At 32.3% G+C, this 12167-nt stretch carries 13 protein-coding genes and 3 pseudogenes; 7 read left to right on the plus strand and 9 right to left on the minus strand.

The features are described from left to right. Nucleotides 1–234 precede the first annotated feature (234 nt). A complete protein-coding gene (locus MKO96_RS21460) occupies nucleotides 235–711 on the plus strand; it encodes a YndM family protein (RefSeq protein ID WP_240588609.1) in 477 nt (158 codons plus the stop codon). Nucleotides 712–745: 34 nt separating this feature from the next. Here the strand turns inward: MKO96_RS21460 and MKO96_RS21465 are convergent, their stop codons facing one another. After that, on the minus strand, nucleotides 746–1261 hold the full coding sequence (locus tag MKO96_RS21465) for a DUF3231 family protein (protein WP_000512133.1): 516 nt from the start codon (nucleotides 1259–1261) through the stop codon (nucleotides 746–748). A 292-nt stretch (nucleotides 1262–1553) separates the two neighbouring features. Next, entirely contained in the window at nucleotides 1554–1766 is a 213-nt protein-coding gene (sasP, locus tag MKO96_RS21470) for a small acid-soluble spore protein, SasP family (RefSeq protein WP_000002833.1), read from the minus strand. Nucleotides 1767–2013: 247 nt separating this feature from the next. Between sasP and MKO96_RS21475 the strand changes: the two genes are divergently transcribed. Beyond that, nucleotides 2014–3147: a zinc-dependent alcohol dehydrogenase gene (locus MKO96_RS21475; protein WP_240588610.1), complete on the plus strand. Its 1134-nt coding sequence runs from the start codon at nucleotides 2014–2016 to the stop codon at nucleotides 3145–3147. A gap of 361 nt (nucleotides 3148–3508) precedes the next feature. Here the strand turns inward: MKO96_RS21475 and MKO96_RS21480 are convergent, their stop codons facing one another. Further along, a complete protein-coding gene (locus MKO96_RS21480) occupies nucleotides 3509–4189 on the minus strand; it encodes a hypothetical protein (RefSeq protein WP_087981099.1) in 681 nt (226 codons plus the stop codon). Nucleotides 4190–4584: 395 nt separating this feature from the next. Between MKO96_RS21480 and MKO96_RS21485 the strand changes: the two genes are divergently transcribed. After that, complete coding sequence (locus MKO96_RS21485; RefSeq protein ID WP_240588611.1) at nucleotides 4585–5439, plus strand: manganese catalase family protein; 855 nt, start codon at nucleotides 4585–4587, stop codon at nucleotides 5437–5439. 65 nt (nucleotides 5440–5504) lie between these two features. On the opposite strand, the gene MKO96_RS21490 is transcribed toward MKO96_RS21485, so the two are convergent. Next, nucleotides 5505–5729 carry a YolD-like family protein gene (locus tag MKO96_RS21490; protein WP_483298330.1) on the minus strand — a complete coding sequence of 75 codons (225 nt, stop codon included), beginning with the start codon at nucleotides 5727–5729 and terminating at the stop codon, nucleotides 5505–5507. A 186-nt stretch (nucleotides 5730–5915) separates the two neighbouring features. Between MKO96_RS21490 and MKO96_RS21495 the strand changes: the two genes are divergently transcribed. Both MKO96_RS21495 and MKO96_RS21500 read left to right on the plus strand, forming a co-directional pair. After that, on the plus strand, nucleotides 5916–6569 hold the full coding sequence (locus MKO96_RS21495; RefSeq protein ID WP_240588612.1) for a CPBP family intramembrane glutamic endopeptidase: 654 nt from the start codon (nucleotides 5916–5918) through the stop codon (nucleotides 6567–6569). 423 nt (nucleotides 6570–6992) lie between these two features. Then, a complete protein-coding gene (locus MKO96_RS21500) occupies nucleotides 6993–7943 on the plus strand; it encodes a nucleoside hydrolase (protein ID WP_087981102.1) in 951 nt (316 codons plus the stop codon). A 119-nt stretch (nucleotides 7944–8062) separates the two neighbouring features. On the opposite strand, the gene MKO96_RS21505 is transcribed toward MKO96_RS21500, so the two are convergent. The 3 genes and pseudogenes from MKO96_RS21505 to MKO96_RS21515 all read right to left on the minus strand — a co-directional run. Beyond that, complete coding sequence (locus MKO96_RS21505; protein ID WP_240588613.1) at nucleotides 8063–8242, minus strand: hypothetical protein; 180 nt, start codon at nucleotides 8240–8242, stop codon at nucleotides 8063–8065. A gap of 127 nt (nucleotides 8243–8369) precedes the next feature. Beyond that, nucleotides 8370–8561, minus strand: a pseudogene (locus tag MKO96_RS21510) (YxeA family protein); the annotation flags it as partial. A gap of 17 nt (nucleotides 8562–8578) precedes the next feature. Beyond that, nucleotides 8579–8857 (minus strand): annotated as a pseudogene (locus MKO96_RS21515) (ATP-binding cassette domain-containing protein); the annotation flags it as partial. Nucleotides 8858–9142: 285 nt separating this feature from the next. Here MKO96_RS21515 and MKO96_RS21520 point away from each other — a divergent pair. Beyond that, a pseudogene (locus MKO96_RS21520) lies at nucleotides 9143–9364 on the plus strand (alpha/beta hydrolase); the annotation flags it as partial. Nucleotides 9365–9670: 306 nt separating this feature from the next. Here MKO96_RS21520 and splB read toward each other — a convergent pair. After that, nucleotides 9671–10699: a spore photoproduct lyase gene (splB, locus tag MKO96_RS21525; RefSeq protein WP_087981105.1), complete on the minus strand. Its 1029-nt coding sequence runs from the start codon at nucleotides 10697–10699 to the stop codon at nucleotides 9671–9673. Further along, nucleotides 10696–10959 carry a transcriptional regulator SplA domain-containing protein gene (locus MKO96_RS21530; protein ID WP_087981106.1) on the minus strand — a complete coding sequence of 88 codons (264 nt, stop codon included), beginning with the start codon at nucleotides 10957–10959 and terminating at the stop codon, nucleotides 10696–10698. The genes splB and MKO96_RS21530 overlap by 4 nt, the downstream gene beginning before the upstream one ends. A 500-nt stretch (nucleotides 10960–11459) precedes the next feature. Here MKO96_RS21530 and MKO96_RS21535 point away from each other — a divergent pair, with 500 nt between their 5' ends. Then, nucleotides 11460–11708 carry a DUF3243 domain-containing protein gene (locus MKO96_RS21535; protein WP_087981107.1) on the plus strand — a complete coding sequence of 83 codons (249 nt, stop codon included), beginning with the start codon at nucleotides 11460–11462 and terminating at the stop codon, nucleotides 11706–11708. Nucleotides 11709–12167: the final 459 nt, after the last annotated feature.

The raw sequence follows: 12167 nt of genomic DNA on the forward strand, positions 1-12167 counted from the left end.
AATCTGTTAATAATACTGTACTTAGGTAACATCTCTATTCTAAGAATGGAACTACCCTTTGTGAATAAAACTCGATATTCCGCAAATACTATCCGTAGTATAAAGCCTGCTTCTTACCCAGGTTGTACTTCTTACCATTACAGGTTGATTAAAACGGGTTACGCTATATAAAAGCATAACCCGTTTTTAATGAAATATTTTATTTCATATACGTTTAAACAATGGAGAAAAATAATGAAACATATTGTTGCTTTATTAATTAAATACACAGCGATAACTGCAGTATTACTAACCCTACTCGGTATCTTTCAGGGTATTTCCATTCCTAGAGTATTACTCATTTCTCTTTTCCTTACAGGAGCTGCCTATTTAATCGGAGATCTCTTCATTTTACCTAAATACGGAAATATGATTGCTACAATTGCAGATTTCGGCTTAAGCTTCTTCGGAATTTGGTTACTAACATCCTTGTTTACTGATTTAGATGCTACTCGTAATATTGGACTTTCTTCATTTATAGCCGCTTTAATTATTGGTGGAACAGAAATTTTCTTCCACATTTATATGAAGAGGCTAGTACTGCGTAACGATGATAATTTAAGAGATCACAATCATATCCGCCATGATAAATATGCTATGGAAATGTCAGATGAATATATAGATTCTTCCACAATAAATAAATCCAAAATTGAGGATAGATTTAAAAAATAAAAAGTGGCCAACGCCACTTTTTTATTTTTGTTCATTAAGCTTGATCAGAATTTCTTACATGTAATGGAGGTGGAACTACCCACCCTTTTTTCTTACTTAAACGCAGCAAAGTTACACCTGCTTGCGCTTTTTTCATATGAAATTGTCCGAATAGCATACCTACATCTTCTCGAAGACATTTTCCCATCACTTGGCTACATGTCACAAGTCCAGCTGCTAATCCTGTAGAAACAGCTGCTGCTATTTCTGCATCATTAATACGCGCTCCTGGAGGAATGTCTTCGATAGATGCAACTGGTCGTTCTGGAGGAGCAGGAGGTAAAGCTACGCCATTAACCTTTAAAAGAGTTTTTAACTCTTCAATTTCCGAATTCATATCATTTTCAATTAAGCTTTCTAAAAACTTCTTCAAATCTTCGTCACCTGTGTGATTCATAAATACTTGATGGCTTGCAATGGCACCTTGTGCAGCTAAAAGATAACTCCAAATATCAAATACTTCTCCGTAATGTAACGGTTCATTTTGAGGATTTCCACTTAATATACCCATTTTTAAATTCCTCCCTTTCGAAAATATGATAATAAATATGGATTTCAATATTGAAATCCAATTTTTAAGTATGCTTTTTCCTGCAAAAGATTTTCTACTATGCATGGAAAACACCTTTCCAACACTACGTGTTTATTGTTTAGGAAAGTAGTTTACAAATAAAATACTCAAAGATTATGAAAGAAGATTATCAATAATCTTTGAGTGAGAATCCATTTACTATAAGGGTTTGTTTTTATACATATACAAAAGAAATTGATTTACATATCTGCTATCTTTTACACTAATTTACTTAACGGTTAGCTCTACCACCAAGTTGTTGTTCAGCCATTGCTACTAAACGTTTTGTAATTTCACCACCAACAGATCCATTTGAACGAGCTGTTGTATCTGCACCAAGTTGTACACCAAACTCTTGTGCAATTTCATATTTCATTTGATCAAGAGCCTGCTCAGCGCCTCGAACTAACAATTCATTACGATTTCCACTATTATTGTTTGCCATATCGTTTCACCTCCGATGTTTTTAATATGCTACGAATCATGAAAAAATAATTATCCTTTTTGTGGGAATTAGATTATGAATAAATATTGAGTTTCTTCTTAAAATAGGGACAAAAGACATAAGAAAGAAGAGTTGCTATAACATACTTTCATAACAACACTATGTATAGGTTCCTCTTTACTAAAGATTTCTATTTTGTCAAGAGATACATATAAATTATAAAAAATGATTCCTAAGGAGATATGAGATGAAAGCTGTAACCTATCAAGGACCAAACCAAGTACAAGTTAAACAGGTGGATGATGCAAAGTTAGAAAAAAAAGATGATATTATTGTAAAAATTACTTCAACCGCTATTTGCGGTTCTGATTTACATTTATATCAAGGCAACATGCCGTTACCTCCAGGGTACATTATTGGTCATGAGCCAATGGGAATTGTTGAAGAAGTTGGTCCAGATGTTACTAAAGTAAAAAAAGGAGATCGTGTTGTTATTCCCTTTAATGTTGCTTGTGGACATTGTTTTTATTGCCAACATGAAATGGAAAGTCAATGTGATAACTCCAATCCTCATTATGATTCTGGTGGATACTTTGGTTACACAGAGAAATTTGGTAACCATCCAGGTGGGCAAGCAGAATATTTAAAAGTTCCTTTTGGAAATTTCACTCCATTTGTTATACCAGAATCATGCGAACTTGAAGATGAATCTCTACTGTTTTTATCCGATGTTTTGCCAACAGCCTATTGGAGTGTAATAAACGCAGGTGTTAAGCCAGGTGACACTGTTATCGTTCTTGGTTGTGGACCTGTTGGATTAATGACACAAAAATTCGCTTGGATGCAAGGTGCTAAACGCGTAATCGCAGTCGATTACTTAGATTATCGGATAAATTATGCAAAAAAGATTAACAATGTTGAGGTATTTGAGTTCACGAAATTTCCTGATATGGGAGAACATTTAAAGGAAATTACGCATGGCGGTGCCGATGTAGTCATTGATTGCGTGGGCATGGATGGTAAAAAATCGCCACTAGAATTTCTGGAACAAAAATTGAAATTACAAGGTGGAACTCTCGGCCCTATTCAAATTGCTACGAAAGCCGTAAGAAAATACGGAACAGTTCAAATGACCGGCGTTTATGGCGGCAACTATAATGCCTTTCCACTCGGAGCATTTTGGGTTAGAAATATTAATCTTAAAATGGGACAAGCACCTGTTATTCATTTTATGCCAGAACTATTTGAAAAAATAACAAACAAAGAATTCGATCCAAAAGAGATTATTACACACAAAATTCCTCTTGAAGAAGCGAGCTACGGTTATCAAATTTTTAATAACCGGGAAGATGATTGTATAAAAGTCATTTTGAAGCCTTGAAAATACATCCTTTTTAAATGATTATTTTTAACTATTCTTAAAGCTAAAGATAAGATTAAAATCCATGCCCTTATCTTTTTCACCCAAAACTAGTAGTTAATTTTGATTACATCCTACTTTCTTTTATGCCCTCTTTATTATACAAAAAATGCAAGTTGTAGCTTTTGTATAAGGCTTGATTCAATTAATTTAATAAACCTTGATAAAAGAACAAATAGAAAAAGTGTGTTTTGAAAAATTTTTTGATTAAAACACGCTTTTTCTATATTTAATTGAATCATCCTTTTATAAAAAAGTTTGATAATTTTTGTGATCCTTGCTCAATTAAAACGCCCTTTAACTGAAGGAAAAAATCAGTTTATCACTGATTTTTCTTCTCTAATTCTAATTGATTAACAATGTAAGATACTAATGTATTCAATGGATTAATAATAGTCTTAGATGTTTTATACTCAACTTGCTGAGATGCATCAACCATAGATAATTGAGCAACGGAGATAACTTTCTTTTCATCTTTAATGATTTGATTTAAGGACTTTGTAATTTCTTGGTTGTATTCTTCTTTTAGCCCTTGCATTATCAATTCAAAAATACTATCTATAACAATAACTTCTAAATCTAAAGATTTTTGATAGTTATTAGCATGATGTTTAAGACGTTTTACTGTACCTTCAACAGTTGCAGGATTTGTAAAAAGAATTGTCTGAGGTTGCTGTATATTGCTAATGTAATCAAAGAAAGGTTCATCAACTTTAATAATTGGCACTGATATTGAGAGTTGGTCTTCCTGTAAAATTGCAATATAGTTTGTACAAGTAATAAGGATAGCATCAACATTACATTGGGCAATCCATTCTATTTGCTCTTTAACTTTCAATTGAGCATCTGATTCTAGGAAATTTTCATTTGATGTAACTCGATACATTAATGCCGGGTCAACAAAATGTATTAATTCAATGTTAAATGAAGAAAGTGCATTTTCTATATATTCTATATTCGAATAATGGGCGTGTAAGCAGCCTAATCTTTTTCTCAATTCCATCCCACCTATATTATATTTCTGCTTATTCTATCAGTACGCGAATTAAAATGTCTATTAAAATTGAGAATGAGACCTTTCCTCTTATTTCACAAAATGGCCTTTTAATGAAACAACTTTCTTGTCACTTAACACAAAGGAGTAAATCATGGGAACTTTTTTATAAACATCTCGTCCTTCTTCAAAACAATGCTTCTTTTTTAATAACATCGTGACTTTATTTAAAAGCAATACAAGTTCAAATCTCCCCACACTCATCTCAAATTTAAAATGGTTGTTTCACACCTTCACATTTTTGAGGAAAAACCCACAATCAGAGAAAAGAAGAATATAAGTAATAAACATCCTATTATTGGAAAATATAATAATGTTAACTATTTTAAAAAGAGGTGTACTTCATGTTTTATTATAAAGAAGAACTGATTAATATTATCAAGCCGGACAAACCAGATCCAGCTGCTGCAAAAGTTTTACAAGAAATATTAGGTGGGCACTATGGTGAAATGCGTACAATGATGCAATACTTCTTCCAAAGCTCAAATTTTAGAGGTAAAGAAAAGCAATATCGTGATTTACTTCGAGGTGTTTTTTTAGAGGAAATAAGCCATGTAGAACTTGTACAACATACAATTAATCAACTATTAACTGGATCTGGTGAATCTAAGCCAGGAAATGCTGGTATTGACACAGCACCACTTAACGAAGCGGTTAAACATGCAAATCCTCACCACTTTATTGTAGGTGCTCAAAGTTCATTACCTGTTGATGCAGCTGGCAACCCATGGAATGGATCTTGGGTATATAGTCATGGGAATTTGATTAGCGATTTATTAGATAACGTAGTACTTGAATCTACAGGTGTTCTTCAAAAAACTAGAATTTATGAAATGAGTTCCAATCAAACCTTTAGAGAAACACTTGCATTTTTAATTGTACGTGATAATGCACATCAAAATGCTTTCGCAAAAGCTTTAGAGACATTAGGGGTTGAATGGGGAAAACTCTTTCCTGTACCGAACTATGATATTAATAAATACCCAGAGTGCAGAAAGTATGTAGACATGGGATTCCATAACGCACAATTTAATTTTAGTTTAAATCCAACAAGAATGGGAGAAATATTCCAAGGTGAATCACCAAGTAGAAACAAAGGAACATTAACAGTAACTGACCCGCCAAAAGGTTTTCCTATACCAGAACTTCCTGAAATGCCAAATGAGCATAGTCCTGGATTAAAAGATATGGATCTTTGAGATAATTATGGCCAACTATTTATTAATGGTTGGCCATAAACCTTTATATGAATTTAATTCACACTTTACTCGACCTCAATTACATCACCAAACTTAAACATTCTTTGATTACGAAAAGCATCGGTACAAGTAATGGTCCTGTTTAATGGATTTATATCAGCTACTGTTATGTAATTTTTATATAGATAGCTATTTTTATAATATGTAAGTAAAACCTGTTCCTCACCTAAATATGAAATTAACGGCTTATTTTCAATCCTTTCTTTAATACAGGCGAACTGCTCTGGCATACTAGCAACGATAAAAAGTAGGTATGCTAAAGAAGCCGATTAAGTTTGTTAAAAAATCGTTTTACTGCATGTATACAACGATATTACACAAAAGGTATTGTCCCCTTCTGAATTACCATTAATTCGGATTAATATATGTTATTATATATTTGTAATTAATGAAATAATAAGAAAGAAGGGGTTGTTGTGGAAACAAAGATTATAGAAACAGAAAAGAAAATTGATTCAAAATCTCTTTTGGCTTTAGGATTATTAATTATTTCAGGAATTGCATATCAATGTATCGCACTTATAGTCAGTCATATACCTGAATTATTAGCAATGATTCTTGAAGCTTCATGGAATCTTGTATTATGTGGAATTTTAGGATACTATTTTTTAGGGAAAATATCTTTAGAGCAATTCAAACATTTTAAATTTAAGACATTACTCTGGGGTTTGCCTTTAACGATTATCGTGGGCATGGGTTCAGGCGCACTATATAGTTATATTTTTGAACCCCCAACTACAAATTCTGTTGCTCAAGTAATAAGTGTTTCTATGATTTTAATCCGTGTACCATTCATGTTAATGGGTGAAGAATTGCTATGTACTAACATAATCATCGCATTACAAAAATTAGGATTAAAATTTGGTACAGCATCAATAATATGTAGCGTTCTGTTTGCCTTATGGCATATTCCTGCTTATGGTTTCGTGCCAATGCAATTATTGATAACTATAGTCCCTGTTAGGTTATTCCTGATTTATATATGGAAAAATTCAAAGAGCGTTTGGGTAAGTTGGATTTGCCATCTCACTTTCGACATTATTGGATTTTTACCGATGCTTTTTAAATAAAAAATTCCACTGTACTTATACGTAACAAACAATAACATAAAACAAAAAGAACCTTAGGGTTCTTTTTTTACTTAACAGAAAATGATTCATATTGAATTGTACAACCCATTTTTTTGCTAGGATATGTTCCACAAACATTATGCCGCCCACCTCCAACGCGACGTACAAGGTTAGAAACACGTATATAATTTATGAGTTTTTGGTTCATTCCGAATCCTTAAGTTGATGGGCATGAGGTAGCGCCACATACCCATCAACTTAAGAACAGAAACTTACGCTTGACATAATATCAAATTTAGATGAGCAAAGCTATTACAAATGAATAGAATCCACTCTTTAAGAATACATAAAATACATAAAAGCTTAGTCTGACCACTACATCATTAGTGAAAGTAGGATTCTATAGATTTGGGAGGAAGAGATATGCAAAAAAAGGTTCTTCTGTTTACAGATTTGGGGATTGATGATGCGTTTGCTATACTGTACACCTTTTTTCGTAAAGACATTCAACTTGTAGGAATTGTAGCCGATTATGGAAATGTATCAAGAGAAAATGTAATAAGAAATATTAACTATTTGAAGTACATTGCGGGAAGAGAAGAGATACCTGTATTCCTTGGTGCTTCTGTACCGTTGACAGGTATATTGATTCAGTATTTCCCTGAGGTACATGGAAAAGTCGGATTAGGCCCTATTATTCCCCCTGAAATTCCATATCCAGTTTATCCTTTAAATGATATTTATCAAATTATAGAATCAAATTTAGAAGATCTTACAATTATCAATTTAGGAAGACTTTCTTCGCTAGCTACGACTTTTGTATTGAATTTAGAAACAATGCGAAACGTAAGAGAATGCATTTGCATGGGGGGAGCTTTTTTCTATCCAGGTAACGTAACTGCTGTGGCTGAAGCTAACTTTTACGCAGACCCTTATGCAGCAAATTTAATTCTGCAGCATGCAAAGAATTTGACAATTATTCCTTTAAATGTGACTCAACATGCGATTGTTACACCCGAAATGGTCCAGAAAATCGATGCATTTCATCGGAATACACAGGATCCTGTAGGGCTTATCATCAAACCTATGTTAGATTATTATTATAATTTCTACTCCAAGTCTAATCCTGGTATCAGTGGAAGTCCTATGCATGATTTTGTAACAGTGTGGTATTTGCTGAATCAAGAGTCCATTGGCCTTTCAAAGGTACCCATTAAAGTAATTCCTGATCAAGGAGAAGGATTTGGTCAAAGTATTACAGACTTTCGTTTTGTTACTAATCCAGGCTATAAAACGCATAATGTAGCTTTTCAGTTTGATTATGAAAAATTCAAGAAGGATATTATGGAAACCTTCCTACAGAAAAGAGTGTAACAGACTTTATTAACTTCAGATAATACGGATTATGTAAATGAAATATTCCTGCACTTAACGTACAGGAATTCGACTAGCATACAAAACTTCTGAAATGTTCTGTATCATTCGGATGTTTGTTAACCATCAATTTTTCTTTCCTCTCCTATATATTCACGTTTATGTTTAGGCATACCGAAAATCCCAATTTCATTTTTCAATGAATCTCTAATTTCCTTATACTTATTAAGTTTTGGTTTAATCAATTCAATAGAACGAATACGACCGCTAGTTTGATATTTTATAATATCCTCTTCCATCTTCGATATCTGTACATTATAGTAATAAAAATTTTGAAAGAAAGTACATGATTCACAGTCATTTCAGAAGAAGATTTTGAAAATAAAAAAGGATTTGACCTTTAGGGCCAAATCCTTTTTATATTTATTATTTCGCAGCTAGTTTTTCTTTCACTTTCGCAGGAAGCTCGTCCTTCTCCACTTCTTCCCAAGATGATACACCTTTTTCATCAGAGTAGTAGACACGTAGGAATGCATCTTTACGAAGGTTTTTTTGAGCATCGAATTCTAACTCTTTTTCTTTACCGTCTTTATCAAATCCAGTTACCTTATACATATACTTAAAGTTTTTATCACCTGAAACATAAACCCTAACTCTTTTTTTCTAAACTTATCTAGTGATTTTGATTTTATCCGAGTAATATCACTATTATTTATTATTATTTTTCCAGTAGTAACATGATCAATTGTTGATATACAGTTAAGCAATGTAGTTTTGCCACTTCCTGAAGGCCCCATTATCCCGACAAATTCTCCCGAATCTACCTTAAAACTAATATTATCTATAGCCTTTGTTACATTATCTTTATTACCGTAATATTTCTCGATTTTTTCCACACTTAATATATTTCTCATGTATACTTCCCCTTTGTCATTATAAGAATGCTTTAACTCCTAATCATTTATGTAATTTATTTTATATAATTTCATTCATAGTGTCAGTTGAATTACATTTCATTAACATTACATTTTTGTCATATTGACTAATCAGGATGTTACTTCTCTAGTTATTAGGATGTTTTTTCTTAATATATCCATACTAAACATAATATGAGATGATCATTTTATATTTAATGTAGATGTAAAAATGAGAATCGGTATTACATATTTCGAAAAAATAATTTCAAAATATCCCCTTAAATAGAAATAGACTCCATATTTAAACACTTACAAAAGATTATCCACCAACATTTATTACTGTTGGAAATACTGCATCATTCAAAGATCAAGCCAAAGCATTAGCTTATGTATTGTAAGGGAGTACCAGTAGATAAGCTTTTCTTTGATAAAAATGTTTTTGGAGAGTTGGCACATGAATTTCAATTTAAAATGAATACACTAACAGGCCAACAAGTTTTTTAAAAAGCTCTTGAGTTTTTAAATCCAAACAAATAATATGTCTTACGTTGGTTAAAAAAATAAAGTATTAACTAATATAAACGTTCGTGAAACAAGTATTAAACAAATTCATAAAAACCTTGCTACACCTCATATGCAACAAGGTTTTTATGAATGAATGTAATTACTTAAATTTATATGCTCCTAAAAAATTGATGCGCTCCAACTAGCATGTAATTAATAAATAAGCTAATTGAACATACATGTAATTTTGACCTTTGAACGCATATTTTTTAATTACACTTCTTATATTAAGAATCTGAATTTATATTATGTAAAATATTCTAATTTTGCATTTGGAAAAAATTTTTTCATATAAGAATATAGATGATTTTTTATATCCTCTTCTTCTTCTTTTTGATAAATATATTTACCAATTCCGTACTTTCCCCATTTATATCTTCTTCTCTCTTCATCTAATTCTAATTTTGTCATAGGATAATTTTTTTCAATCACCCTCTTAGCAGGCTTTGTAAAACGATGCTGAATAAATTCAAATGTAATATCATCTCTTGCATCAAGGGGTAATTCAGCGTCAAGACGTTCAAACATATGATAGTATCCCTCCTGCCAACCTTCATGAAGATAGATAGGAGCCACAATGAAACCTAGCGGATATCCTGCTCTGGCTACTTTTCCTGCCGCTTCAATTCGTTTAGCTAACGGAGAAGTCCCAGGCTCAAAATTTTTAATAACATAATCAGCATTTACACTAAAGCGAAATCTAGTTTTTCCGTTATGTTTTGCATCAAGCAAATGATCTACATGATGAAATTTTGTAACAAATCTCAACTTTCCATACTCAGATTCTCCAAAATGCTCAATTGCACGTTTAAGAGTATGAGTTAAATGATCAATTCCTACAATATCTGATGTACACGAGGCTTCAAACCTTGTTAATTCAGGTATACGAGCCTCCATATATTTGTCAGCAGCTTCTAGAATTTCGTCAACATTTACATAAGTACGGATATATGGCTTACTTCCCATCGTTGTTTGTAAATAACAATAATGACAATGTCCCATACACCCTGTTGCAAAGGGAATAGCATATTCCGCTGAAGGCTTTGAAGTATCAAATTTTAGTGTTTTTCTAACCCCTACGACAAGAGTAGATTTTGCTACTCGATATTTTTGAAAATCGTTTTCGCCTGGTAGGTCTCTTACTTGATTGTGGGAAGTAGTATGCCGAATTTCAACATCCATCTTTGAAAACTTCTCATAAAGCTCTTTCCCTAATGGATAATCTAATGCTTTGGGTTCAAAATATACAAGCTTAGGCATAAATGGGTTGTTCATTCTAACACCCCCTCTGAAGTATCCCCATAATAGTATGTGTAAGCTTGGTTTGCCTCTTCCTCAGTAGAATAAACAGCCATCTCATTTGTTAGTGGATAATAAGTTTCGTAAAGAAATAAAGCTAACTCATTTGGTCTCTCAGGATTATTTACAACTGCTGCGGCTTGTATATTTGCTACATCTTGAGCATGGGGGTTTCGGTAAAAAATATAGACAATATCTCCAGCATGATAAGCTATACTTTCATTAGAAAATTCCATTCAATCACCTTTTCTTTTGACAAATTTCAATATGTAAAGTAATACATTCTAAATTTTTTCCTATATTCCATAAAAATATGTCTTCTTTTATCAAGGAGAATCTAGGTTCTAATAATTGCAATCTTATTTGAGATGGACCGAATACAAAGAATTTCATTTTGGATTACATTTATGATTAACCCTATGGTGAGGTACCATCTGCTCATCGACTTAAGAATAGAAGCAAAATAAACTTTCGCTCATCAGGACTAAAGTATTCTTAAAGTAATGGTAAACTCTTAATTTTCTTTTTCATACTGAGCACACACCTTTTTTAAGTATTAGTACCAATATTGCCAGGTTTGAAAATTTCTTTCTAATAGTTTAAATTTGCTACACCATAACCAAATTAATTGAGCTGAATGGTGGTTCACATTGTTAAAATAAAAATTTGCACATAGAAAATAAGAAATTGTACAAATTAAGTATGAATCTATTACTTAATAGTGAGGTGATTAATTATGTCAGTACTAGACAATTTTGATCAATGGAAAAGCTTTTTAGGAGAGCGCTTAGAACAAGCAGAAGGAAAAGGGATTGCTGGTGAGGCTGTTTCAGATATGGCATTCCGTGTAGGGGATTATTTAGCAAATGAAGTAGAGGCGCGAAATGATCAAGAAAAATTATTAGCTGAGCTTTGGAAAGTTGCTGATGAACAGGAACAACATATAATTGCTAATTTAATGGTAAAGTTTGTACAACATAAATAGACAATCATAACTTGCCAGTCACACCTCTATATAAAAACGGTGTGACTATTTATTTTTCAAAACCTCCATCTCATTAAATAGATAATTTTTGTCTACCGTTTTTACGTATAAATTTCTCACCTTTAAAAACAATATCTATAAACAGGGGCTGTACTTTTGCTTTTCGAGAAATCATGAATAAATTTCTAAACTTGGCGGGTAGAATAAAATGCTATCTGTTTTTCTGTATAAGATTTTTCATTTCACATATACTACTTTTGCACCTGTCAACTAATACGAGCCATTTTGGTGTTTTGGATCTCCCTTCTTGGGATAAGTACTTTTTACTTATCCCTTTTTATATATTTACATAGACTTCGTTTAACAATAATTATGACCTGATTTTCTTTTTATGTGTGTTGTTCTAAACAACATAAATTTTTCTCCTCTAAAGGACACAGGTACAATTACTCTTGCTTT

It is taken from the genome of Bacillus sp. ES1-5 (assembly GCF_022487605.1).
GTDB lineage: Bacteria > Bacillota > Bacilli > Bacillales > Bacillaceae_G > Bacillus_A > Bacillus_A wiedmannii.